The sequence below is a fragment of the Clostridium thermobutyricum DSM 4928 genome (assembly GCF_002050515.1).
GTDB classification, from domain to species: Bacteria; Bacillota; Clostridia; order Clostridiales; family Clostridiaceae; genus Clostridium; species Clostridium thermobutyricum.
Window position 1 is genome coordinate 77,485 of sequence record NZ_LTAY01000026.1, and the last position, 25,401, is coordinate 102,885.

Genomic DNA, 25,401 nt, shown 5'->3' on the forward strand with positions numbered 1-25,401 from the left:
GAATAGTAATGTAAAGATAGGAGGGATACTTTGAAAAGAACTGTAAATAAAGAATTAAAAAATTTAAATAAAGCTATGGAAAATTGGTTAGCTAGTAATGAAAATTTATTATTTATGTATGGAAGACCATTTCAAAGTAATACTATTTTTATAGATATTATAAGAAAAGTTATAAAAAATGATGGGAAAGTTTTATATTTATGGGGATACGAAGGTGTTAGTTCAGAGATAGTTAAAGGCTTAAGTTTAGAAAAAGGAAAAAAAATATCTTATTCTAAAGATGGGTTAAGTAATTCAAATCTTGTGTTTATGAGTTTAAAATACACATATAACATAATAAAAAATTATGACTTAGTAATAATAGATGATATTTCAACCTATTTTAAAATAAATTCTTTTGGATTAGAAAGCTTATATAATAAATGCAGAATTCACTCTAAAAAGATTATAGTATATGGAATTGAAAGCTGTTCATTTGTAAATAGAATAATAGATATTAGCAATTTTAAGATTACTAATAGATTTTTAGAACCTAGAATAATAACTACAAGAATAGATTTAAATAAAGATATTCCATATAGCCTTTATGATTATATTCTTTGGTTTAAAGAAAGAAAAAGTAAAATAGCATTTTTTGTACCTTACTATGAAGATATAGAAAATTTATATAATTATTATGTGCAAGAAATTAAAATAGAAGGCGTAAAAGTTATAAAGGCGGAAAACTACAAAAATGATTTAAATATAAAAGATAGGGCAATATTTATAATAACTAATAATATGGAGGATGTTTGTAAAATCTCACAGTTAGATGGTATAGTAACCCTATTTGCAGATAATGATAAAATAGATTATAAAAAAATACTTTATATGTGCGGTAAATTAACTACTAATAATGATAATATTTCAGAAGTTATTTTAGTTTGTAAAGAGATAACTGAAGAGATGGAAAAAGCTAGCAAACTAACTAGAGAGTTTAATAAGAAATTATGGGAGGAACATTATTTAAGTTTATAGAAGGTATAAAAGATGGAATATTTGAAGTTATATATCCTAAAAAATATTTATGTTTAGTATGTGAAGAAGAGGAAGTAGAAGGCATTTGTGAAAAATGCAGAAAAGACATAAAAAAGTGCAATGAAAATGAGATAAGTTATGCTTATTATAATTCAACTTTAAAAAAGCTTATTCTAGACTTTAAGTTTAGAAAGAATTTTAATTCTGGAGAATTGTTAAGTGATTTTATAGTTGAAAAATTAAAAAATGAAGATAGGAATTATATTTTAACATATGTGCCTATAAGTAAAAATAAGTTGAAAAATAGAGGGTTTAATCAATGTGAATACTTATGTAATGAGGCTAGTAAAAAGCTAAATGTTGATGTTTTAGAAACATTAAAACAAGTAAAAGAAATAAGAGCACAAAAAACTTTAAATAAAGAGCAAAGAGAAAAAAATATTTTAAATGCTTTTGAAGCTATAAATATAGAAAAAATAAAAGGAAAAAATATAGTTTTAGTAGATGATGTTATAACAACTGGAGCAACTATAAGAGAATGTGAGAGAATTTTAAAAAAATGTGGTGTTAATAAAATAAAATTATTGACTATTGGGAAAAGTGATATATAATATTAATGTAAAGTTAGGTCTGTGGTTGAAAGTCGATGCCAGTCGCAGGCGAAACGATCCACGTAACCTAGGCAAAGTTCTAGTGAGCATGGTGCGGTATAGAAGTAAGTCCTACCAGAAAATCTGAGAGGGTTAGTAGTGAGAGGTTAATTCCGGGTAGCGAAATCTCCAGTAGGCGAGTGTGGGGGCAAAAACCAGGTCAGCTAACTTTATGAAAAAATAAGTATCATAAAGCATAAAATTTTATGTTTTGTGATGCTTATTTTTTTATATGTAAAATTAAATTTTGTGAGAAAATAAAAATTAAATTATGGATTTTTATATGTAAAATATTTAGTTATATTTAAAGTTATAAAAAATAATATTCAGTAAATTCAGAAAATTATTGAAAACGATTATTAAAACTGGTATAATATAAACAAGAAGAAAACATAATATTTCTTTTAAAAATAAGTCGTTAGATTTAGTTCTAATATAGAAAGGGGCTGGACTTTATGAAAGTAACAGTAATGTCAAAAAATATTGAGATAACACCTGCGTTAAGAGAAGTGATAGAGAAGAAAATTTCAAAGTTAGATAAGTACTTTGAAAAAGAAGTAGATGCAAAAGTTACGATATCAGTTCAAAAAAACAGACATATTGTAGAGGTCACAATTCCTTTCAGTGGAATAATGTTAAGAGCTGAAGAGGCTACAGAAGATATGTACAAGTCAATAGATATGGTTGAAGAAAAGTTAGTTAGACAAATAAGAAAACAAAAAACTAAATTAAGTAGAAAATACAACCAATCATTAAGATTTGCAGAAATAGCAACTGATTTAGAAGAAGTAGAAGAAACTAAAGGAAAAATAGTAAGAACTAAAACATTTGCTGTGAAGCCAATGAATTCAGAGGAAGCAGTACTTCAAATGGAACTTTTAGGACATAATTTCTTTGTATATCAAGATACAGATACAAATAATATTAGTGTTCTATATAAGAGAAAAGATGGAAATTATGGATTGTTAGATCCAGAATATAAATAGAGAATAATATAAGCTCTGTAGAAATTTCTACAGGGCTTTTTTTGATTATTAAATAAAAAAATATATATAATTAAAAAATAAATAAATAAAAAAGGCTAAAAGTTGAAAAAATATACTAGTAAATGGTATAATTTAATAATGTATAATCGTTTAGCTAATTTTAAATTAGTAATTTTTTAAAAATTTGAAAGGAAGAAAATATGGGATTTTTAAAAGCGTTATTTGGATCATATAGCGAAAGAGAAGTAAAAAGAATACAACCAACAGTTGATAAAATAGACAAATTAGGATCAACAATGGAGGCTTTAAGTGATGAAGAACTAAGAGCTAAAACAGATGAATTTAAAGAAAGACTTAAAAATGGAGAAACTCTTGATGATTTATTAGTTGAAGCATTTGCTGTTGTTCGTGAGGCTTCATGGAGAGTTCTTGGAATGAAGCATTATAGAGCGCAACTTGCTGGAGGAGTAGTTCTTCATCAAGGAAGAATAGCAGAAATGAAAACTGGGGAAGGTAAAACACTTGTTGCAACACTTCCTGCTTACTTAAATGCACTTACAGGAGAAGGTGTTCACGTAATCACAGTAAATGACTATCTTGCAAATAGAGATAAAGAGCAAATGGGAGAACTTTATGGATTCTTAGGACTTACAACAGGAGTTGTAATTCATGACATAAATAATGATGATAGAAGAGCTGCTTATAATTGTGATATAACATACGGAACAAACAATGAGTTCGGTTTTGATTACTTAAGAGATAATATGGTAATCTATAAAGAAGAAAGAGTTCAAAGAAAACTTAATTTTGTTATTGTGGATGAGGTTGACTCAATTCTTATTGATGAAGCTAGAACACCACTTATTATTTCAGGTGCTGGAGAAAAATCAACTGAATTTTATAAAGTAGCTGATTTCTTCGTTAAAAAGTTAGTAGCTGAAGAAGATTACACTATAGATGAAAAAGCAAATGCAGTTATGCTTACACAAAATGGGGTAGAGAAAGCAGAAAAAACATTTAATGTTGAAAACTATGCTGATGCAGAAAATATGCAATTACAACACTATGTAACTCAAGCCCTAAAAGCTAACTATTTTATGAAAAAAGATAAAGACTATATGGTTAAAGATGGAGAAGTTATAATTGTTGATGAATTTACAGGAAGACTTATGGAAGGTAGAAGATATTCAGATGGTCTTCACCAAGCAATTGAAGCAAAAGAAAATGTTAAAATTGCAAGAGAATCAAAAACATTAGCAACAATAACATTCCAAAACTACTTTAGAATGTACAATAAATTATCAGGTATGACAGGTACAGCTTTAACAGAAGAAAATGAATTTAGAGAAATTTATGGATTAGACGTTATAGTTGTTCCAACAAATAAACCAATTCAAAGAGTAGATAATCATGATGTTGTTTATAAAACAGCAAAAGGAAAATATAATGCTATTATAGATGAAATAATAGCTTCACATGAAAAAGGTCAACCAGTTCTTGTTGGTACTGCAAGTATTGAAAAATCAGAAATTATTTCTGGACTTTTAAGAAAGAAAAAGATTCCTCATAAAGTATTAAATGCTAAGTTCCATGAACAAGAAGCAGAAATAATTAGTAATGCAGGAGAGCTTAATGCAGTTACAATAGCAACTAACATGGCAGGAAGAGGTACTGATATCAAGCTTGGAGAAGGTGTTGTTGAAGTTGGTGGTCTTAAGATTATTGGTACTGAAAGACACGAATCAAGAAGAATAGATAACCAGCTTAGAGGACGTTCAGGAAGACAAGGAGATCCAGGAGAATCAACATTCTATATTTCATTAGAGGATGATTTAATGAGAATATTCATGTCTGAAAAAACTCATGCTATGGTTGATAAATTAGGACTTGAAGAAGATGATGCTATAGAAAGTAAAATCATAACTAAATCAATAGAAAGTGCTCAAAAGAAAGTTGAAGGACATAACTTTGACATAAGAAAGAATCTTCTAGGATATGATGATGTTATGAATATGCAAAGAGAAGTTATTTATAAGCAAAGAGCACAAGTTCTTGAAGGTGAAAACTTAAGAGAACAAATTGTTGATATGATAAAAGATGTTATATCATCAGCTGTAGATAGTCACTTAGCAGGTGTAGAAGAAGATTACGAAGAAGCATTAAAGAAATTAATATTCTATTTAGATGAAATTTGTATTCCTGCAAATAGAATAACTATAGATGATTTAATGAATCTTGAGCCTGAAGATATAAAACAAAAATTAGAAACTATAGCTATTGAAATATATGCAGGCAAAGAATTAGAATTTGGTGAAGAAAGAATAAGAGAAATCGAAAGAGTTGTTCTATTAAAAAATGTTGATATGAAATGGATGGATCATATAGATGCTATGGATCACTTAAAACAAGGTATTGGATTAAGAGCATTTAAGCAAGTTGACCCAGTTCAAGCATACCAAATGGAAGGTAGTGACATGTTTGAGGAAATGATTGAATCTATAAAAATAGATACAGTTAAGTACTTATTCCATGTTCAAATGGAGAGAGCTCCAGAAAGAGAAAGAGTAGTTCAAAAGACTACTGAAACTCATGGTTCAAATAATGAAGAGCCAAAGAAAAAAGAGCCTATTAGAAAAGAAATTAGTGTAGGTAGAAATGAAAAATGTCCATGTGGAAGCGGTAAGAAGTTTAAAAACTGCTGTGGAAGAGAAGTTTAATAAATAGATAATAGCAGTGGGGTTATTACTCACTGCTATTTTTAAATTATGAAAGAGGTGAAAGCATGAGGGTAGACTTAGAAAAAGCATTAGCTAAATTCCCAAGTTTAAAAGAAAAAGTGCAAGAAATGGGGAATTTACTTTGACAAGGATGGCTTAGATAAAAAAATACAAGAGCTAGACTTAGTTATGCAAACTCCAGGATTTTGGGATGATATAAAAAAAGCAGAAGAAGTAACAAAAGAAAGTAAAGGGTTAAAAGATAAATTAGAGAATTTTAATAAATTAGAGACTGCTATTGATGATGTAGAAGTTCTTCAAGAGATGATGGATGAAGATGATTTAGAATCTATTGAAGAGATAATAAGTTCAATAAATTACATTGAAGAGGAAGTAGAGAAATATAGAATACAAAATCTTTTATCAGGAGAATATGATAAAAATGATGTTATATTTACTCTTCATGTTGGTGTTGGTGGAACTGATGCAAATGATTGGACAGAAATGCTTCTTAGAATGTACACAAGATGGTGTGAAAAGAAAGGATTTTCTGTTGAAACTTTAGATTTAATTCAAGGAGAAGAAGCTGGAATTAAAAGTGTTACTTTAGAAATAAAAGGTGAATATGCCTATGGATATTTAAAAGCTGAAAAAGGAATCCATAGATTAGTTAGAATATCACCTTTTAATGCAAATGGAAAAAGGCAAACTTCATTTGCTTCAGTAGAGGTTTTACCAGAGCTTACTAAAGAGCAAGACATAGATATAAAACCTGATGATTTAAAAGTAGACACTTATAGAGCAAGTGGAGCTGGAGGTCAACATGTTAATAAAACAGAATCAGCAGTAAGAATAACTCACCTGCCAACAGGAATAGTAGTTCAATGTCAAAGTGAGAGAAGTCAATTCTCAAATAGAGATACAGCTATGGCAATGTTAAAATCAAAACTTATTGAATTAAAGGAAAGAGCTCATAAAGAAAAAATAGAAGATTTAACTGGTGAGCTAAAAGATATGGGATGGGGGAGTCAAATAAGGTCTTATGTATTCCATCCATATAGTATGGTAAAAGACCATAGAACTGGTGAAGAAACATCAAATGTTCAAGCTGTTATGGATGGGGATATAGATAAATTTATAGTAGCAGAATTAAATAGAAAAGAATAATATAAACTATAAGATGTAATAAGTTATCCCCCCTGACTATTACTTTTATGAATTTATTTTAAGAATTAAAAAGGATGCAAAATTGCATCCTTTTTTTTAATTATATAATTCTGTTTTAGTTTTTCTTTTTGTGTTTTATTGAGCTTACACTTTTATAAAAAATATAAACTAAACATATTAAGAAAGATAAAATATAAACACGGCTATTAAATAATATTCTAGAAAAAGGAGAGTAACAATAATTAGATACCTTTTTACTTAAAAGGTTAAATCCTTTATCTAAAGCTTTAGTTGAGATAAATTCAAGTTTATCATCTGGAGTGTGGATTTTACTTGTATCATTATGAGTTAAAGTTAAAGAATCTGCACCATATTTTGAAAAGCTAGCATGATCACTAGAGTCTTCATAACTAATTTCTAAGTTTTCTTTTAAATTTTTTATATCTTCTAAATTTTCTGAAGCAGTAGACTTGTCCTTTTCACTACGAACTGCTGATAATTCTGTATTTGGAGCTCCAATCATATCAATATTAATTACTTGAGAACCTGAAACTAAAGAAGAGTGTTTTTTAGCAAATTCTTCTGAGCCTATAAGCCCAAATTCTTCAGCATTTAAAAATACAAAAATAATATCTCTTTCTGGTTTAACTTTTAGAGATGAAAATACTTTAGCAACTTCTAAAAGAAAGCAAGAACCAGAAGCATTATCTAAGGCACCACAATAAACATTATTTAAGCAATCTGTTCCTAAATGGTCAAAGTGAGCAGTTAAAATTAATGGTTTTAAAGATGAATCTTTTCCTTCAATTTTTCCAGCTACATTAAAAGCTTCAGTTACTTTTGTAGAGTAAGGTAATTCTACGAAGATTTCATTACCTGAATTTAAAGAAGACACTATTTCAGTAAAAGTATTTTTATTTAATGCTACTGAAAAAGATATTTTTGAGTCATTAATAAATGAGCTTCTAAAATCAAAGTTATTTTCTTTAGGAACATAGAAGAAAAATAGATTACCATTTTTCTTAAAAGTTAATGCATTTTCAAAGACTTTTAAATCATCTTCTTTAGATAAAGAAATAGAATTTTCCTTAAAGTTTAATAAGTCTTCTTTAAAATCAACTCCATAGGAAAAAGTTTTTATTTCATTTTTAGAAGAAAAATCTCTTATTTTTAAAACCCCTTTGTCATTTGTTTTATAAGGTACTGTAATTTGAAAACCCTCTTTATAATTTGGGCTTAGAGGAGATAGCCCTAATTCGCTTAACTTTTTAGCTATTTCTTCTGCTACTAAATCATTTTCTTCTGAACCACAAATTCTTCCACCAATTTTATCAGATGCTAGATAGGATATGTTTTCTTTTAGTTCTAAGCTATCAAAATCGTGAAATGGTATGTAGATAAATGATAACAGAATAAATACTAAAGCTGATAAAAAGAAAAAAAGTCTGTAAAGTTTTTTTATCATATAAACTCCTTAAAATATTGTTTATTAATATTTATTAATAAACTTCTTTTAATATGAATTATTAATGATAACTACTAAACAGACTTTATTTCTAGGCACTTTTATACAACATATCTATGAGGGAATAAGAAATTGTAAAAACTAAAAATATCGCAACAAATAAATTTAATTTATTTTGAGTTATTATAAGCATTCCTCCAAGTAATAAGGAAAGTATAATTACATAATTTATGAATTTCATAAACCCTGGTGCTTTACTTAATATAACTCCCATAGAAGATATAACAGAAGATATAACTATTATGAATGTAAAACAATTTTTTAATACTTTATCAAATTCTATTACTTTGAAATAGTCAAAAGTTAACAGAGTGATTAATATTAAAAGCGTCAAAGATAATATTTTTTGAATTATATTGTTCATAAAAACCTCCTGTAAAATATTTCCAATTAAATTATACAATATATTCAATATAAAATATAGAAAAAAATGAAAAAAATTCAAAAAATATTGATAAGAGAGGAATAAAGGGTATAATAATTAAGTAGAATAAAGGTTGGAGGTTTTTTTATGAGCATAAATGAAAGATTAGCTAAAGAATTAAATTTAAAATTAAATGTCATAGATAATGTTATTGAAATGTTAGATGAAGGAAATACTGTTCCTTTTATTTCAAGATATAGAAAAGAAAGAACTGGCGGATTATCAGATGAAGTTTTAAGAAATTTAGAAGAGAGATTAAATTATTTAAGAAATTTAGATGATAGAAAAGAAGCAGTTATAAGACTTATAGATGAACAAGGAAAGTTAACTGAAGAGTTAAAAGGAAATATAGAAAAGGCTCAAACCTTAACTGAGGTTGAAGATTTATATAGACCATATAAAGCTAAAAAGAGAACTAGAGCAATAATTGCACAAGAAAAAGGTTTAGCACCACTTGGAGAACTTATTTTAGAAGGAAAGTTTAAAGGTGATGTGGAAGAAGAAGCAAAGAAATATATAAGTGAAGAAAAAGGTGTTGAAACTGTAGAAGATGCAATAAAAGGTGCACTTGATATAATTGCAGAAAAAATATCTGATGAAGCTAAATATAGAAAATGGATAAGAGATTTAGTTTTTAGAGAAGGTGTAATTGAAACAAAAGGTAGCAGTGAAGAAAGAACACCTTATGAAATGTACTATGAATACAGTGAACAAGTATTTAAAATACCTCCACATAGAATATTAGCTATAAATAGAGGAGAAAAAGAAAAAATTCTTTCTGTAAAAGTAACTATAAATGAAGATAAATTAATAACTTATTTAGAAAAAAATATATTAAAGGGAAATAAAGATACAGATGAATATTTAAGTGAAGGAATTAAAGACTCATTAAAAAGACTTATCTATCCTTCAATTGAAAGAGAAATAAGAAGTGAATTAACTGAAAAAGGTGAAGAAGGAGCAATAAAAATCTTTAAAGAAAATTTAAAAGCATTATTACTTCAAGCACCTATAAAAGGTAAAGTTGTAATGGGATATGATCCAGGTTTCAGAACAGGATGTAAAATTGCAATTTTAGATAAGAACGGAAAATTCCTAGAAAATACTGCTGTTTATCCAACTGTTCCTAAAAAGGATATTGAAGGAACAAAGAAAACTCTTAAAGCACTTATAAAGAAATATGATGTTGATGTAATATCACTTGGTAATGGTACGGCTTCAAGAGAATCAGAAGAAGTAATAAGTGAAATGATAAAAGAAATAAAAAATGAAACTGGAAAAGAAGTAGCTTATGTTATAGTTTCAGAAGCTGGAGCATCAGTTTATTCTGCATCTAAACTTGCAACTAAAGAATATCCAGATTTAGATGTTACAGTAAGAGGGGCTATATCAATTGGAAGAAGACTTCAAGACCCACTTGCAGAATTAGTTAAAATTGATCCTAAAGCTATAGGAGTTGGTCAATATCAACATGATGTTGCTCAAAAGAAACTTTCAGAATCACTTCAAGGAGTTGTAGAAGATTCAGTTAATAAAGTTGGAGTAGATTTAAATACTGCAACACCAAGTCTTTTAACTTATATTTCAGGAATAAACAGTGGAATTGCTGAAAATATAGTAGCTTATAGAGAAGAAAATGGAGAGTTTAAATCTAGAAAAGAACTTTTAAAAGTAAAAAGATTAGGACAAAAAGCATATGAACAATGTGCAGGATTCTTAAGAGTTATGGAAAGTAAAAATCCATTAGATAATACTGGAGTTCACCCTGAATCATATAAAGCAGCAGAAGAATTAATAGTGAAACTTGGATACACTATGGAAGACTTAAAAAATAAAGCTTTAAATGACATTGAAGAAAGAGTTAAAAAGATTGGATTAAATAATTTAGCTAAAGAATTAGAAGTTGGAGAAATGACTTTAAGTGATATAGTTAAAGAACTTCAAAAACCAGGAAGAGACCCAAGAGATGAAATGCCAAAACCAATATTAAAAACTGGGGTTATAGAACTTAAAGACTTAAAATCAGGAATGGAACTTATGGGGACAGTAAGAAATGTTTCAGACTTTGGAGCATTTGTAGATATTGGAGTTCACCAAGATGGATTAGTTCATAAGAGCCAAATGGCAGATAAATTTGTAAAACATCCTTTAGACATTGTTAAAGTTGGAGATGTTGTTAAAGTTAGTGTTTTAGAAATAGATGAAAAAAGAAATAGAATTAGTCTTACTATGAAGGGATTAAATTAGATATTAATTTGATTTTGGGATAGTTATATATTTGATCAAAATTAAAAGAGAATTTTAAATTATAAAAATATTAATATTAACATAATGACTAATTTTGATATAGAAAAATAGATTTAAAATAAATTAATTAAAAAGATAATTTTACTATTAAATGTTTTATATATGGTAACTACAAGATTATTAATTTATTTTATAAAATTATTGAAAAATTGATTTTAATAAATAGAATTATTAAAAATTTTCACATAAAAACCTATGGTAATTAAGTTTGCCATAGGTTTTTTTATATAAATATTATATAAAATTTAGCAACAATACTATATAAAACACAGAAAAATATAATATATTGCTATATTTTAACTTTTTATAGAAATATAGTTAAAACTGGTGTTAAAATCAAAATATAAAGAATAAAGTGGTAGTAACAAGTGATTAATTCAATTATTTATTACTAAAAGAAAGAAGGGATAATGTGGGATATTTATTTTTCTTTATAAGCTTTATAATTATAACATTTCTGGGAACTATGATTTTTTCAAGTGTAATTAATAAAGATAAAAATATGAAAAGTAAAATTAAATTTTCTATGATGTTATTAAGCTTTATATTACCAATAGTTTCAATTGTTAGTTGTATATTGTTTTTAGTATTTATAATTATAAAGTCAATTATGGGAGTTGATATCAATAACTTTAATTTGCTTATAATATCAATGCTTGGAGTTATAATAATATTCTCTGGAGAAATATTAAGTAAAAAAATAGTAGCAGAAATTGCAGCTAAAAAATTATTTCAAAAATATAAGGAAATTGAGTTAAGTGAGGAAGAAAAATTTAATATAGTAACTAAAATTCAAGAAAAGTATAGAAAAATATCTTTAGTTATTATGGGAATTATAAATATGATATGTTATTTAGTGATACTTTCAATAATGAGAATAGAGGCAAGATTAATATTTATCGCATTATTATCCATAGTAACATTAATAGCTTATGTTTTAGGAATGAGCTTTGGAAAACGAAAAAGTGTAACACAATAAAAATAAAAAATAGACCACTTTATGAAAAGGTTATCAATTTAAATTTTATAAATAAAAGATAAAAGGGGAGATTAAAATGCCAAATATTTTATTAACAAGAGTAGACAACAGATTAATACATGGACAAGTAGGGGTTACTTGGGTAAATCATTTAGGAGCTAATTTAATTTTAGTAGCGAATGATGAAGTAGCAGAAGACCCAGTTCAACAAAGTTTAATGGATATGGTTGTTCCAGATGCAATACAAACAAGATTTTTCAGCATTGATAAAACAATAAAAGTAATACACAAAGCAGCTGATAGACAAAAGATTTTCTTAGTATGTAGAACACCACAAGATGCTTTAAGACTAGTAAAAGGTGGAGTTCCAATAAAAGAATTAAATATTGGAAATATGCATTTTAGTGAAGGAAAAGAACAAATTGCATCTACAGTTTCTGTTGATGAAGATGATAAAAAAACAATTAGAGAATTATTAGATTTAGGTATAAAAGTAGAGGTTAGGAGAGTTCCTGATGAAAGAGTTGAAATAGACATTAAGAAGTTTGTATAAACAGATTAATGTTTAAATAAATAAAATTTATGGGAGGTTAAACACATGTTAATTGAAGCACTATTAATTGGAATCTGGGCTGGTATAGCGGGTATCGATATGTTTGATGGACTTACTCACATACACAGACCAATAGTAACAGGACCTATCGTAGGACTTATTCTTGGAGACATGACAACAGGACTTATAGTTGGGGGAGCATTAGAATTAGTTTTTGCTGGAATGGTACCACTAGCAGGAGCACAACCACCAAATGTTGTTATTGGAGGAATTATTGGTACAAGTATAGCAATTATAACAAAATTAGATGCTCAAGCAGCAGTTGGGGTAGCAATACCATTTGCAGTTGCAGCTCAAGCAGGAATAACTCTTTTATTTACAGCATTCTCACCTGTAATGCATACAGCTGATAAATATGCTGAAGAAGCAAATACAAAAGGAATAGACAATATAAACTATCTTGGAATGGCAATATTATTTGTTTCATATTTCTTATGTGCATTTTTACCAGTATACTTTGGAGCAGATAAAGCACAAGCAATAGTTCAAGCAATACCAGAATGGTTTATTGGAGGATTATCAGTTGCAGGTGGAATGATGCCAGCAATCGGATTTGCAATGTTATTAAAAATCATGCTTAAAAAAGAATATGTTGCTTTCTTAATAGGAGGATTTTTATTAGTAACTTATTTCCAAATCCCAATATTAGCATTAGCATTAATAGGACTTTGTATAGCTCTTTATGATTATAATTCTAAAAATGGAGAGAAAGAAGTAGTTGTAGTAAAGGAGGATTTTGAAGATGGCATCTAAAGTACAAACTAAACCAATTACTCAAACTAATAATACTGGATATGCAGACCCAAGTGTAAAAAAGGTATTAACTAAAAGCGATTTAACAAAGATGGCATGGAAATCATTATTTTTACAAGCTTCCTTTAACTATGAAAGAATGCAAGCTTGTGGATGGTTATATAGTTTACTTCCAGGTCTTAAAAAGATTCATACAAATAAACAAGATTTATCAAATTCAATGAAAGATCACTTAGAATTTTTTAATACACATCCATTCCTAGTAACTTTCATAATGGGATTAATCCTTGCTATGGAAGAAGGAAAAGAAGATAGAAACACAATTAGAGCTATAAAAGTAGCTACAATGGGTCCTTTAGGAGGAATAGGAGATGCGTTATTCTGGTTAACTGCACTTCCAATTTGTGTTGGTATTGGAGCTGAACTTGCAGGTCAAGGAAATATAGCAGGGCCAATAGTTTTCTTAATATTATTTAATGCTTTACATTTCTTCTTAAGATTTTTCTTAATGAATTATGGTTATAACACTGGTGTTAAAGCAATTGCTAATCTTAAAGAGCAAACTAAGAAAATATCACATGCTGCTTCAATAGTTGGATTAACTGTTGTTGGTGGACTTATAGCTTCAATGGTTAGCTTAAAAATAACTGCTGAACCAACTATAGGACAAGCAACTTTAAAAATTCAAGAAAGTATATTAGATGCTGTAATGCCTAATTTATTACCATTAGGATATACATTCTTAATATATAAACTTCTTAAAAAAGGATATTCACCAGTTAAGTTAATAGGATTAACTATAGTTATTGGATTAGTAGGAAGATTCTTTGAAATATTATAAGATTTGGCTAGTAGTTATTAAAAAATATTATTTAATATAAATAAATAAAGAAACCTTTTTATTAGTTGAAATATTATAAAAATATAGATATTGCTAGGACTTACTAGCTAAAGTTATAAGTTCTAGCAATTATCTTTAAGTGAGGTGGTAATAACAAGTGGAGCAAGTAGATAAAGATGCAGAAAAAGCAAAATATCTACAGCTTGTAGATATTTTAATTGAGAAAATAGAAAAAAGTTTATCAGAAGATGACAGATTAGAGTCTGAAAGAGAATTATGTGATTTATATGATGTTAGTCGTACAACTGTTAGACAAGCAATGGGGGAATTAGAGAAAAGAGGCTATATATATAAAGTAAAAGGTAAAGGAACATTTATTTCATCTAAAAGAGTAAAGCAACATTTAGATAGTTTTTATTCTTTTACAAATGAAATGAGAAAGCTGGGAAAAACACCTAAATCAGAAATATTAGGCTTTGAAATAATTGAGGCTACAAAGATTTTAAAAGAAAAATTTAATTGTAATGAAGATAATCTTTTTTACAAGATAACAAGATTAAGAAAAGCTGATGATGTTCCTATGATTCATGAAATAACATATCTTCCATTTGAAATGTTTGAAAATTTAACTAAAAAACTTCTAAAAGAAATGCCAATGTATGAAGTTTTAAAAAAGAAATATAGTGTTGTAGTTAAGTTTGCTGAGGAATATTTTGAACCTGTTTTAACAGAAAAGATAGAAAGCTTATATTTAAAAATACCTCAAGGAAGTCCAAGCTTGAATATAGAAAGATTTGCTTATGATGGTAATAGATTAATAGAGTATACAGTTGGGGTTGCTCGTGGAGATAAATTTAAATATGTAGTAAGACTACAAAACAATGAGAGGGGATAATTTAAATGATTTTTGGAATTAAAAAAGATGAACTAATAAATTTAGGAGCTGAGTTTACAAGTAAAGAAATAAACCAACAACCTAAACTTTGGAGAGAGACTTATGAAATAGTTAAAACAAATAAAGAAAAAATAAAAGAATTTTTAAGTGAAAATTTAGATAAAGAAACTAGAGTTATTTTAACTGGTGCAGGAACATCAGATTATGTAGGTCAAACAATTTATTTATATTTAGCAAAAAAACTAAAAGTTAGAGTAGAAGCTATACCAACAACTGATTTAGTTTCAAATCCATCAGAATTTATAGAAGAGGATACAAAAACAATTTTAGTTTCTTATGCTAGATCAGGAAACAGTCCAGAAAGTGTAGGTGCATATAATCTTTTTAAAGATAATGTTAAAAATATAGCCCAACTGGTAATTACATGTAATGAAAATGGGGAACTAGCAAAAAAAGCTAGTGAAGATTCAAATAGTTTATGTTTATTAATGCCAAAAGAGTCTAATGATAAAAGTTTTGCAATGACAAGTTCTTTTAGTTGTATGCTTCTTTCAACAATATTAACATTTGATATTGAAAATATTGAGGATAATAAAGAAATTGTGGAAGTTATAGCTAATCAAGGACAAGATATATTAGATAATAAATGGAATGAAGTTAAGGAGTTAGTTGAACTTGGTTGTAATAGAGTTGTTTATTTAGGTTCTGGTTATTTAAAAGGACTTTGTAAAGAAATGGCTTTAAAGAATTTAGAATTAACTAGTGGAAAAGTTGTTACAGTAACTGAATCTGTATTAGGGTTTAGACATGGTCCAAAATCAATTATTGATGACAACACTTTAGTAATATTTATGAATTCAACTAATGACTATACAAATCTTTATGATATGGATTTAATAAGAGAAATTCATGGAGATGAAGGAGGACATAAATTAGCTGTTATAAGCTATAAAGAAAATAAAGAAATTGAGCAAATAAGTGACAAATATTTAGAAATAGGTGGAGCTAATATAGATGAAGTATACACTGTATTTAATTACATGTTATATGGACAAATATTTGGGTTATTTAGTTCACTTCATTTAGGTATATCACCTGATAATCCTAGACCAGATGGAACTGTTAATAGAGTAGTAAAAGGTGTAATAATACATGAATATAATAAATAGGAGAGGTTAATATGGTAGGAATTATAGTAACTGGACATGGAAATTTTGCAACAGGAGTTTTAAGTGCAGCAAAATTAATTGCAGGTACTCCTGAAAAATTAATAGGAATAGATTTTACAGAAAATGATACTGTTGAAACTTTAGAAGAAAAAATCAAAAAAGGAATAGAAGAATTAGGTACAGAAGAAATACTTGTTCTTGCAGATTTAGCAGGAGGTTCTCCATTTAAAGTTTCAGCAACTATAGGAGTTAGTTCAGATAAACATATAAAAGTTTTATCTGGGACAAACTTAGGAATGATAATAGAAACAGCTTTATTAAGAGATGGAAAGAACTTAGAAGAAGTTTTAGCTTTTGCTAAAGAATCTGGAGTTACTTCAATTCAAGAATTTGAAATGAAAGCTAAACAAGAAATAGAAGATTGTGAAGATGGAATATAAAATTAAAGGGTAGGAGAAAAAATTATGAAAAAAATTTTATCAACAAGAGAAATGTTAAAAAAAGCTCAAAAGGAAGGATATGCAGTACCTGCATTTAATATACACAACTTAGAAACTTTACAAGTAGTAGTAGAAACAGCTAATGAATTAAAATCACCTGTTATATTAGCAGGAACACCATCAACTATTGAATATGCAGGAGGAGATTATTTAGTTTCAATGGCAAAAGTTGCTTCAGAGAAATATGATATTCCAATAGCAATTCACTTAGACCATTTTGAAGATGTTGAAAAAATAAAAGGTTATGTAAGAGAAGGATTTAATTCAACTATGATTGATGCTTCTCATGAAGCTTATGAAGATAATATTAGAACTGTAAGTGAAGTAGTTGAATATGCTCATAAATTTGATGCAACAGTTGAGGCTGAGCTTGGAAGACTTGGTGGACAAGAAGATGATTTAGTTGTAGATGAAAAAGATGCAATGTATACAAATCCTGAACAAGCAAGAGATTTTGTTGAAAAAACAGGAATAGATTCATTAGCAGTAGCAATTGGAACAGCTCATGGATTATATAAAGGTAAAGCAAAGCTTGATTTTGATAGATTAAAAGAAATAAGAGCTAAAGTAGATGTTCCTCTTGTTTTACATGGAGCATCAGATGTACCAGATGAATTGGTTAAAAAAGCAATTGAACTTGGAATTTGTAAAGTTAATATAGCAACTGATTTAAAAATACCTTTTTCAGATGCAGTAAAAAGATATTTCAATGATAATCCAAATGCAAATGACCCAAGAAAATACATGACACCTGGTAAAGAAGCAATGAAAGAGGTAGTTAAGCATAAAATTCTTTTATGTGGAAGTAATGGAAAAGCATAAATTTTTTTAGTTAATTATATAGATTTATTTATTAAAGAGCATCTATTTAAAATAGATGCTTTTTATTTTTATATAAATTATTTTTTTAATATATTTGCCTAATATCCAAGAGCATTTTTAGCTAAATAAACTAATATTGGGGATAATACATCTATATAAATATAATTTAAATTATAATATTGACACTAGAATAACTAATTTATTATAATTAAAGAGTAAATTAAATAATAATATCTTCGGGGCGGGGTGTGATTCCCCACCGGTGGTTATAGCCCACGAGCTAAGTTTTTAGCATGATTCGGTGAAATTCCGAGGCCGACAGTATAGTCTGGATGAAAGAAGGTAAGATTTAGATTCTTTTTTTGTATAGAATTTTATGCCCTGATATAAATATATGTCAGGGCTTTTTTATATGAAAAAATCTAAGACCTTACCCAAAAGAAGATTAATTTTGGGGGTATGAAAATGACACACACAAACAAAAAAAGAAATACCGGTAAAATGGTAAAAATCTCAATTTTAGTGGCTATGGCCTTTCTTTTAGGCTTTATCCAAATACCAATAATTCCAATAGCACCTTGGCTTAAAGTTGATTTAAGTGATGTTCCAATATTAATAGGAGCTTTTGTTTTTGGACCAGTAACAGGAATTTTACTTGAATTCCTTAAATGCCTTTTAAGCTTTTTAACAGGTAGCCAATCAGGAGGAGTTGGAGAGCTTGCAGACTTTTTAGTTGGATTATCATTAATTTTACCAGCTAGCTTTATTTATTTTAAAAGTAAATCAAAAAAAACTGCTGTTTTAGGTATGTTAATTGGAATAATTTTAATGATAATAGTTGGTATATTAGCTAATGTATATATTTTATTACCTTTATACGGTATGAAGATGGTAGGAGCTAAGCTTACAGAATATATAGTTTGGGGATTAATACCTTTTAACTTAATTAAGGGATTAATAATTAGTGGAATAACTTATGTATTATATAAAAAGCTATCTCATTCATTGTTTAAAGTTGAGTCAGGTCTTACAAAAAAAGAAAATTTAAAAGAAGTTACTAATTAGTACAATTTGATAAAATAAGGTTAAAACAAAAATAATTATTTAAAGATGATTTCTAGTATTTATTAGAAGTCATCTTTTTATTTATAATAAAAAATTAAGGAGTATTATAAAATTTAAATAATAAATAATTTTAAAGTTATTTTATGAAAGAAAATGAGGCTTTAAGTGTATATATAATACAAAATATGGTAAAATGAAATTAAGAGAAAAATAAAGGGTGAGAATTATGAATTATTTAGAAAAATATGGCTTTAAGAATTATTTAAAAAGGGCTTTGCCAGGAATAATAATATTATTATTTATACTTATAGATATACAAAATGAATACAGTAAAAATATTCTCGTAGGAATTTATTTATTTTTCCCACTTATATTTATTATACAAGGATTAATTGTGGATAATAAAAGAGATTTATATTGGGGAATGGGTTTATCAGCCTATAGTATTATTTTTAGTATTTCTTTATTCTATAATATGGGAACAGTAATAATTCCAACAATTATCTATGCAGCTTTAGGTATATTAGCATTTAGATTTAAAAATCATTTTAAGCCATTAAGAAAATCAATTTAATATACATTAAAAGTTTTATATGAATTAAAAAATTATATTTATTATGAATATAGATAAGAAAATTTATATATAATTTAAATGAAATATTATAAACAAAAATATAGATTATAAAAAATGAATATAAAAATTTTCATAAAATAAAAACTCCTATTAGAACAATAATTTATTCTAATAGGAGTTTTATAAATTTATTCAAAATCTTCATAGCGATACCACATTATAATTGCATCTTCGCCATCTTTGTAAAATCTCTTTCTTACTCCTTCATCTGTAAAACCAAGAGAAGCGTAAAGATCATATGCTTTAGTATTTGATTTTCTAACTTCTAAAGTAATAATTGAACAATCTAATGTTTTAAGATGTTCAATCATATCTTCTAAAAGTTTAGTTGCAATTCCTCTGCGTCTATAGTCAGGATGTACAGCAATATTAGTTATTTGACCTTCATCATAAACTACCCATACTCCTGCAAATCCAACTACTTTGCCGTCTATTTCTTGAATAAAATATTTTGCTACTTTATTATCTAATTCTTTTTTAAGCTCATCAACGCTCCAATAATCTTTTATGCTAACCTCACTGATATATTGAACTTCATCAATGTGCTTTTCTTCCATAAAGATACTATTGTGCTTCACTTTTCATTTGTAGCCTTTGATTTAATTCACGAACTGCTTGTGGTTGCTTTATATAAAGAGGTGAAGAGTTATCATCATCTTTAATACCTTCTTTTAAAAGTTCAAGGCCTATTTCTCCTATAGAAGAAGCTTTTACTACATTTACATGGTTAGATGCAAATGAGCAATTATTTATGTTTTCAAGTAAAAATTCTTTATGCTTAAAAACTCCATCTCCTGTAAAGATAACATTTTCTCCTTTTTCATTTAAGGAATCTTTAAGTTCTTCAAGAGATAAAGATGTGTAATCCATAAGTCTTTCTAGCTTTCCATCTTTAAATTTATAGAAACTAGTGTAAACTGTGTCTCTTAAAGCATCCATTATAGGACATATAATTCCATTAAAAGAAGAAAGAGATAAAGCTAATCCATCAAGAGTAGAAACACTTACATAAGGTTTGTTTAAACCAAAGCTAAGTCCTTTTATAGTTGCCATTCCAATTCTAAGTCCAGTAAAAGAACCTGGTCCTTTAGAAACAACAAAACCATCTATGTCATCAATAGTTAAGTTTGAATCTTTTAATAATTGTTCTATCATTGGCATTATAAGAACAGAATGTTCACGCTTATTATTTAAAGTATATTCAGATACTACACCTTCATCATTTACAATAGCACAAGTAGCACATTTTGATGATGAATCTACACTTAAAACTAACATTTAAAAATCTCCTTCATTAATTAAGCTAAATTTATATTTTTTACATAATCATATTTTTCTCCATAAGTATTAATAGTAATCTTACGGTAGTTTTCACCTTTAGAAAGATCTTTTTCTATAAAAATATGTATATAATCCTTTGGAAGAATTTCTTCTATATAATTAGCCCATTCAATTATTGATACTCCATCTGAAAAAATGTAATCATCAAATCCAATTGCATAAATTTCATCAGGGTCATTTACTCTATATACATCAAAGTGAAAAAGAGTTAATCTTCCACTGTGGTATTCATTAACAATAGTAAAGGTAGGGCTTGTAATAGGTTCATTTATTTCTAATCCCTCAGCTATACCTTTAGTAATATGTGTTTTACCAGTTCCTAAGTCACCAGTTAGACAAATAATATCTCCAGAATTTAAAGCTTTTCCAAGATTGTAACCAATAGCTTTAGTTTCTTCAATAGAGTTTACTTCAAAAATCATATGTTGTCTCCTTTCTAATTATTTAGTCTTTACCTTTTATTCTATCCAAAAAATAAAAAAAAGAAAAGCTATACTGACTTAGAAAATTCTTTATATTGAAAAAAAGTTTTAGAGAGTGTAAAATAACAATAGACTAAAATTTTACAAAATTTAAAACAAGATCGGTTTAAAATAGATAATTTAATAACTCCGTGGGGGTGAAGATGTGAAAAAGTTAACTTTTATTATGATTATAGTGACAGGAGCTTTTTTTATAGGGCTAGGAGGTTTTTCTAAACCACTTTTAGCAGAGACAGGTGATGTCAATAAAACTAATAGAGGTGTATACTTAAATATAATGGCTTCAACAAAGTCAGAATATTATATGCTAAATTCTTTAACAGATGGAAGGCATAATATTGAATATATGTTTAGCAATGAAAAAGAAAATAAAGATTATAAGCCAACTCAAGACGCAGTTAACAATGTTTCTAATATGAATCTTTTCTTTTATACAGGAAATGGATATGAGCCTTGGGTAAATGACTTTTTAGGTGATTTAAATAAATTAAATGTTGGTGTAGTTGATTTATCAAGAGGAATAAGGTCAAGATACTTTACTGAACAAGGACAAAAAGTAATAAATCCTTATTATTGGACTGGGCCAAATGAATTTGAAATAATGCTGTATAATGCAAAATCAGCTTTACAAGAAAAAGATCCAGCAAACAGAGAATTTTATGAAAAGAATTATAATAATATGGTAGGTCAAATAAATAAATTAACTAACAACTTTTCAACAGTAGTTCAAAAGTCAAATAAAAAGATAACTTTCTTGACTAGAAATAAAGACTTTGAATATCTATTATCAGATTTAGGAATTCAATATACTGTTGTAGGTGAAAATATTTCATTTGATAAGTATATAAAAGACAATAATTTAGATAGAAATAATGTAGTGGTAATAAAAAATTCTGGAAGCAAAGAAGATACAGAGGGGTTAAGAACAATTTCCCTTCAAAGCTATAATGAAAGTATAAGCTATATGGAGTTATTAAAAAACAATATAAATAGCATATTGAGCGTGTATAAATAAAAAAGATATTGACGAGTTTAGATATTTATAATATAATAGTACATGTTCTGAAGGGGTATGGCTCAATTGGTAGAGTAGTGGTCTCCAAAACCATTGGTTGTGGGTTCGAGTCCTACTGCCCCTGCCAAAGCACTTGATTTTTATTAAGTGCTTTTTTTATGTTTAAAATTATAGAAAGCGTAAAATTAAGACATCTGAAATTATATTAAGAATAAAATTAGGATAATATAATAATTTAAAAGAATAATCAATAAAATAAGTTATTTTATATTGATAAATAAAGTTGGATTTAAAAGTATGAAAAGAATATGTGTTTAGATATATAGAAAAGGAATGTCTTAATAAAGACATTCCTTTGTTATTTAAAATGGAAATGGCATTCCAGAGTTCATAAATGGTGATAATAAAGCATTAAATCCTGCTGAAGCTATTGCACCTATAATACCTACTATTACAAATGAGAATAGTAATGATATTAAGAAGTATACAAAAGGTGCTACAACAGATGTTCCACCATTAGCAGCTAATACTGATTTTTTATCTGAATAGTCACTTAAAGATGAATTAACTTTATTTATATTACCTCTGCAATTGTATAAATACATGCAGTTACCGAAAACTCCATATAAAGCATGTAAAACTATCATTAAGATACATCCAAGGATAGGAGACATAAAAGTTATAGATTCAACAATTCCCATTACAATCACATATACAACAAACCATACATATAATTTTCTGTAAAGTGCCCAGAATGGAGTGAATAGGAATGATGCCCAGTTCCAAGAAGCAAAATTCTCTGTAGTGGAATGCTTTCTAAAAACTTTAGCATAATAATCTAAGTTTTTAGGGCCTATAAATGTGAATAGGTCTTTTTCAGTTATTACATTTTTTTCAGAAGAGAATATTTGGGTAGTTTCTTCTCTGTCTTCATCTGAAGATTCATTTAAATCTTCAAAATGAGAAGCTTCAACTTTCTCATTTAATTCTTCAGAAGAAAAATTTTCTGTATTTTTATTATCTTTCATAAGAATCCCTCCTAATAAAATTTTTCTATATAATAACATAATTTGTTTAACTGGCTGTGAATATACGTAGAAAATTATGGATTTTAGTAGATAAACAGATAAAACATTGAAAAATTGATTAAGTAAAAAATTTTTATCAAATAAAAATAGATTTAATAATCGTTTAATAGAGAGAAATAATGCTTATAGAGGTTTACTTAAAAATACATTAAGTATTATAATTTTTATATCGATTAAATATAAGGTGATACAAATGAAGGATAGAATAATAAGGCTTACAATTGAATCAGTTCACGTTTTTAGAAATAAAAAAATGGCTATCAAAATTCCAGCAGGAGAAATTTTGATAAGAGAAAGTGAACTAAATTTAGATACAATGTGGAGACTTTTTACAAAAAGTCTTAGCTTTACACTTCCATTAGATAAATTAATGGAAATTGAAAATAAAATAAAAGCTTTTAGAGTTGTTTTTAATAAAAGGGAAGATGCAGCTTTTGCAACAATATCTAATATACAAGAAGACAAGACTAATAGACCTATTATGAAAAGTATAAAGGAATATAGAGATTTAGATAAAAGACTTCAAGATTTAAAAGATAAAGGGTATGAAATTTGTGGGATTTATTATGCTATAAGTGTATTGATGAAAGAGAAGAATTTAATATCATGATAATAAAAAGGAGGGGATAGATTGAATATAAGAGATTTAGAATATTTTGATTGTTTGTGTGAAACAAAGAGCTTTACTAAGGCAGCAGAGAAATTATTTATATCTCAGCCTTCAGTTACATTAGCTATAAATAGATTAGAAAAAGAATTGGGTTCAAAATTAGTAATTAGAAGTCATTCAAATAAAGAGATACAAATAACAGAAAGTGGACATATATTAAGAAAAAGAGCTGAAAATATATTACATGAAATAAATGAAGTAAAACTAGAAATTAAAAAGTTAGATAGTAAAAAGATAAAGCTTGGAATACCTCCTATTATAGGAGCATATTTTTTTCCTAAATTTATTAGTGAATTAATACAAAATGGTTTTATTGAAAATATTGAGTTTGTACAAGCTGGCTCACTAAAAATGAAAGAACTTCTTTTAACAGGACAAATTGATATGGCTTTAATGGGCTCATTAGAACCTATAAATGATGAAGCCATAAGAAGTCATTTTCTAAAAAAAGATAATTTTGTTATATGCGTAGGAAAAGATAATCATTTAATTGATAATGAGGTATTAAACTTTTCAAAACTTAAAGATGAGCAATTTATAGTTTTGGAAGATGGGTATTTACATAACAGTGTTTTAAAGAGATTATTAAAAAGAGATAAGATTGAACCTCAAAAGGTGTATTATGCACATGAAATTCAAACAGCAAAATCATTAATAGCTGCTAATTTAGGAGTTGGAATAATGATTAAGATGGCTGTAGAGAAAATGCAGGATATATCTACAATTGAGTTAGAAAATAAAATAGATTTTTATATATCAATTGCTACTAAAAAAGAGCATTATTTAACTAAAATTGAAAAAGACATAATTAAGATTATAGTAGATAAAAATGAAGAATTAGAGGGGAATTTATAAATGTATATAAGGGAATACATAGAGAGTGATTGTGTTCAATTAGCAAAATTATTTTATGATACAGTACATTTTATTAATAAAAAAGATTATACAAAAAATCAATTAGATGCTTGGGCTTCAGGAAATGTAGATATTGAAAAGTGGAATAAATCATTTTTAGAACATTATACTTTAGTTGCAATTAAAGATGAGATTATTGTTGGTTTTGGGGATATTGATAGTACTGGTTATTTAGATAGACTTTATGTTCATAAAAATTATCAAGGGAGAGGAATTGCTACTTCACTTTGTGATAAACTTGAAAAAGCCTTTGAGAGAGATAAAATTACAACTCATGCTTCGATTACTGCAAAACCTTTTTTTGAGAAGAGAGGATATGAAGTGATAAAAAAACAAGAGGTTGAAAGAAAAGGAATAAAGTTAATTAATTATATTATGGAAAAATAACTAATATATATTAAAATGATTTTTAGCAAGTGGTGGAGATTTATCTGATAGAGGTGATAAAAATAATTAGAAAATATTAAAATGATTTAGTATTGATATTTTGGAATAATAAATTATTTTTATTTTAGACTTTGATTTAAATAGTGATATAAGAAAAAGTGAACAAGTTAATTTATTCACTTTTTTATTATTATATTTTTTAATTCTTATAATATTAAATATTAATTAGTATAACCTATAGATATTTAACCCAATAATAAAACACATAAACCCAACTCATTAATCCATGTAAAATAGCCCAGGGAATAGACTCCCATGCAGTATAAGAAATAACTATTGCTAAACAAGAGCCAAAAGAAATTCCTTTCTTAACAGTTGATTTTACAATATTACCTTCGCGTTTTTCACAAGGCATTTTTACCCCTCCATTCTCAATAAA

General features: G+C 27.2%; 27 protein-coding genes, 1 tRNA gene and 1 riboswitch. Of the genes, 21 read left to right on the plus strand and 7 right to left on the minus strand.

Features of this window, described 5'->3' with window-relative positions; all coding sequences use genetic code 11:
- The first annotated feature begins 30 nt into the window (after window positions 1-30).
- The 5 genes from CLTHE_RS04135 to prfB all read left to right on the plus strand — a co-directional run bounded on the left by CLTHE_RS04135 (window position 31) and on the right by prfB (window position 6,537).
- The gene (locus CLTHE_RS04135) at window positions 31-1,017 is read left to right on the plus strand and encodes a hypothetical protein (protein WP_080022116.1); all 987 of its coding nucleotides are present in this window, start codon (window positions 31-33) and stop codon (window positions 1,015-1,017) included.
- Window positions 990-1,628 carry a ComF family protein gene (locus tag CLTHE_RS04140; protein ID WP_080022117.1) on the plus strand — a complete coding sequence of 213 codons (639 nt, stop codon included), beginning with the start codon at window positions 990-992 and terminating at the stop codon, window positions 1,626-1,628. Before CLTHE_RS04135 ends, CLTHE_RS04140 begins: the two co-directional genes overlap by 28 nt.
- A 494-nt stretch (window positions 1,629-2,122) precedes the next feature.
- The gene (hpf, locus tag CLTHE_RS04145) at window positions 2,123-2,653 is read left to right on the plus strand and encodes a ribosome hibernation-promoting factor, HPF/YfiA family (RefSeq protein WP_080022118.1); all 531 of its coding nucleotides are present in this window, start codon (window positions 2,123-2,125) and stop codon (window positions 2,651-2,653) included.
- A gap of 200 nt (window positions 2,654-2,853) precedes the next feature.
- The gene (secA, locus tag CLTHE_RS04150; protein WP_080022119.1) at window positions 2,854-5,370 is read left to right on the plus strand and encodes a preprotein translocase subunit SecA; all 2,517 of its coding nucleotides are present in this window, start codon (window positions 2,854-2,856) and stop codon (window positions 5,368-5,370) included.
- A gap of 65 nt (window positions 5,371-5,435) precedes the next feature.
- Window positions 5,436-6,537, plus strand: a protein-coding gene (prfB, locus tag CLTHE_RS04155; protein ID WP_207651190.1) for a peptide chain release factor 2 whose coding sequence is annotated in 2 segments (ribosomal slippage) — window positions 5,436-5,513 and window positions 5,515-6,537 — 1,101 coding nt in all. Because the reading frame shifts where the segments join, the coding sequence is not laid out codon by codon here.
- 115 nt (window positions 6,538-6,652) lie between these two features.
- Here the strand turns inward: prfB and CLTHE_RS04160 are convergent.
- The gene (locus CLTHE_RS04160; RefSeq protein WP_080022121.1) at window positions 6,653-8,002 is read right to left on the minus strand and encodes a M28 family metallopeptidase; all 1,350 of its coding nucleotides are present in this window, start codon (window positions 8,000-8,002) and stop codon (window positions 6,653-6,655) included.
- A gap of 91 nt (window positions 8,003-8,093) precedes the next feature.
- Window positions 8,094-8,426 (minus strand): hypothetical protein, encoded by a 333-nt coding sequence (locus tag CLTHE_RS04165; RefSeq protein ID WP_080022122.1) that lies wholly within the window; start codon window positions 8,424-8,426, stop codon window positions 8,094-8,096.
- A gap of 147 nt (window positions 8,427-8,573) precedes the next feature.
- On the opposite strand from CLTHE_RS04165, the gene CLTHE_RS04170 reads away from it, so the two are divergent.
- The 11 genes from CLTHE_RS04170 to CLTHE_RS04220 all read left to right on the plus strand — a co-directional run bounded on the left by CLTHE_RS04170 (window position 8,574) and on the right by CLTHE_RS04220 (window position 19,004).
- Window positions 8,574-10,733 (plus strand): Tex family protein, encoded by a 2,160-nt coding sequence (locus tag CLTHE_RS04170; RefSeq protein ID WP_080022123.1) that lies wholly within the window; start codon window positions 8,574-8,576, stop codon window positions 10,731-10,733.
- A 472-nt stretch (window positions 10,734-11,205) separates the two neighbouring features.
- The gene (locus CLTHE_RS04175; protein WP_080022124.1) at window positions 11,206-11,772 is read left to right on the plus strand and encodes a hypothetical protein; all 567 of its coding nucleotides are present in this window, start codon (window positions 11,206-11,208) and stop codon (window positions 11,770-11,772) included.
- Between the two features lie 76 nt (window positions 11,773-11,848).
- Window positions 11,849-12,325: a PTS N-acetylgalactosamine transporter subunit IIB gene (agaV, locus tag CLTHE_RS04180; protein ID WP_080022125.1), complete on the plus strand. Its 477-nt coding sequence runs from the start codon at window positions 11,849-11,851 to the stop codon at window positions 12,323-12,325.
- Between the two features lie 45 nt (window positions 12,326-12,370).
- Window positions 12,371-13,138: a PTS N-acetylgalactosamine transporter subunit IIC gene (agaW, locus tag CLTHE_RS04185; protein WP_002598641.1), complete on the plus strand. Its 768-nt coding sequence runs from the start codon at window positions 12,371-12,373 to the stop codon at window positions 13,136-13,138.
- The gene (locus tag CLTHE_RS04190; RefSeq protein ID WP_080022126.1) at window positions 13,128-13,979 is read left to right on the plus strand and encodes a PTS system mannose/fructose/sorbose family transporter subunit IID; all 852 of its coding nucleotides are present in this window, start codon (window positions 13,128-13,130) and stop codon (window positions 13,977-13,979) included. Before agaW ends, CLTHE_RS04190 begins: the two co-directional genes overlap by 11 nt.
- A 157-nt stretch (window positions 13,980-14,136) precedes the next feature.
- On the plus strand, window positions 14,137-14,874 hold the full coding sequence (locus CLTHE_RS04195; RefSeq protein ID WP_080022127.1) for a GntR family transcriptional regulator: 738 nt from the start codon (window positions 14,137-14,139) through the stop codon (window positions 14,872-14,874).
- Between the two features lie 5 nt (window positions 14,875-14,879).
- Window positions 14,880-16,043: an SIS domain-containing protein gene (locus CLTHE_RS04200; protein WP_080022128.1), complete on the plus strand. Its 1,164-nt coding sequence runs from the start codon at window positions 14,880-14,882 to the stop codon at window positions 16,041-16,043.
- A gap of 11 nt (window positions 16,044-16,054) precedes the next feature.
- On the plus strand, window positions 16,055-16,483 hold the full coding sequence (agaF, locus tag CLTHE_RS04205) for a PTS galactosamine/N-acetylgalactosamine transporter subunit IIA (RefSeq protein WP_080022129.1): 429 nt from the start codon (window positions 16,055-16,057) through the stop codon (window positions 16,481-16,483).
- 24 nt (window positions 16,484-16,507) lie between these two features.
- Complete coding sequence (locus tag CLTHE_RS04210) at window positions 16,508-17,365, plus strand: tagatose bisphosphate family class II aldolase (RefSeq protein WP_080022130.1); 858 nt, start codon at window positions 16,508-16,510, stop codon at window positions 17,363-17,365.
- 228 nt (window positions 17,366-17,593) lie between these two features.
- Window positions 17,594-17,713, plus strand: a riboswitch (FMN riboswitch).
- 117 nt (window positions 17,714-17,830) lie between these two features.
- Window positions 17,831-18,430 carry an ECF transporter S component gene (locus tag CLTHE_RS04215; protein WP_080022131.1) on the plus strand — a complete coding sequence of 200 codons (600 nt, stop codon included), beginning with the start codon at window positions 17,831-17,833 and terminating at the stop codon, window positions 18,428-18,430.
- Window positions 18,431-18,656: 226 nt separating this feature from the next.
- The gene (locus CLTHE_RS04220; RefSeq protein ID WP_080022132.1) at window positions 18,657-19,004 is read left to right on the plus strand and encodes a hypothetical protein; all 348 of its coding nucleotides are present in this window, start codon (window positions 18,657-18,659) and stop codon (window positions 19,002-19,004) included.
- Window positions 19,005-19,192: 188 nt separating this feature from the next.
- Here the strand turns inward: CLTHE_RS04220 and rimI are convergent, their stop codons facing one another.
- From rimI to tsaE, 3 genes are read right to left on the minus strand one after another with little or no spacing between them, the layout of a single operon-like run.
- Window positions 19,193-19,621 (minus strand): ribosomal protein S18-alanine N-acetyltransferase, encoded by a 429-nt coding sequence (gene rimI, locus CLTHE_RS04225; protein ID WP_080022133.1) that lies wholly within the window; start codon window positions 19,619-19,621, stop codon window positions 19,193-19,195.
- Window positions 19,622-19,628: 7 nt separating this feature from the next.
- A complete protein-coding gene (gene tsaB / locus CLTHE_RS04230) occupies window positions 19,629-20,342 on the minus strand; it encodes a tRNA (adenosine(37)-N6)-threonylcarbamoyltransferase complex dimerization subunit type 1 TsaB (protein WP_080022134.1) in 714 nt (237 codons plus the stop codon).
- A 20-nt stretch (window positions 20,343-20,362) separates the two neighbouring features.
- On the minus strand, window positions 20,363-20,827 hold the full coding sequence (gene tsaE, locus CLTHE_RS04235) for a tRNA (adenosine(37)-N6)-threonylcarbamoyltransferase complex ATPase subunit type 1 TsaE (protein WP_002598631.1): 465 nt from the start codon (window positions 20,825-20,827) through the stop codon (window positions 20,363-20,365).
- Between the two features lie 205 nt (window positions 20,828-21,032).
- Between tsaE and CLTHE_RS04240 the strand changes: the two genes are divergently transcribed.
- Window positions 21,033-21,902 carry a metal ABC transporter substrate-binding protein gene (locus CLTHE_RS04240; RefSeq protein ID WP_080022135.1) on the plus strand — a complete coding sequence of 290 codons (870 nt, stop codon included), beginning with the start codon at window positions 21,033-21,035 and terminating at the stop codon, window positions 21,900-21,902.
- A 51-nt stretch (window positions 21,903-21,953) separates the two neighbouring features.
- Window positions 21,954-22,029, plus strand: a tRNA-Trp gene (locus tag CLTHE_RS04245).
- Window positions 22,030-22,264: 235 nt separating this feature from the next.
- On the opposite strand, the gene CLTHE_RS04250 is transcribed toward CLTHE_RS04245, so the two are convergent.
- The gene (locus CLTHE_RS04250) at window positions 22,265-22,930 is read right to left on the minus strand and encodes a DUF2628 domain-containing protein (RefSeq protein WP_158082655.1); all 666 of its coding nucleotides are present in this window, start codon (window positions 22,928-22,930) and stop codon (window positions 22,265-22,267) included.
- A gap of 253 nt (window positions 22,931-23,183) precedes the next feature.
- Here CLTHE_RS04250 and CLTHE_RS04255 point away from each other — a divergent pair, with 253 nt between their 5' ends.
- The 3 genes from CLTHE_RS04255 to CLTHE_RS04265 are packed head-to-tail and all read left to right on the plus strand — an operon-like array spanning window position 23,184 to window position 24,962.
- Complete coding sequence (locus CLTHE_RS04255) at window positions 23,184-23,600, plus strand: hypothetical protein (RefSeq protein ID WP_080022137.1); 417 nt, start codon at window positions 23,184-23,186, stop codon at window positions 23,598-23,600.
- A gap of 21 nt (window positions 23,601-23,621) precedes the next feature.
- Window positions 23,622-24,515, plus strand: coding sequence for a LysR family transcriptional regulator (locus CLTHE_RS04260; protein ID WP_080022138.1), 894 nt, complete (start codon window positions 23,622-23,624; stop codon window positions 24,513-24,515).
- Complete coding sequence (locus tag CLTHE_RS04265) at window positions 24,516-24,962, plus strand: GNAT family N-acetyltransferase (RefSeq protein ID WP_080022139.1); 447 nt, start codon at window positions 24,516-24,518, stop codon at window positions 24,960-24,962.
- Window positions 24,963-25,197: 235 nt separating this feature from the next.
- On the opposite strand, the gene CLTHE_RS04270 is transcribed toward CLTHE_RS04265, so the two are convergent.
- The gene (locus CLTHE_RS04270) at window positions 25,198-25,377 is read right to left on the minus strand and encodes a hypothetical protein (protein WP_080022140.1); all 180 of its coding nucleotides are present in this window, start codon (window positions 25,375-25,377) and stop codon (window positions 25,198-25,200) included.
- Window positions 25,378-25,401: the final 24 nt, after the last annotated feature.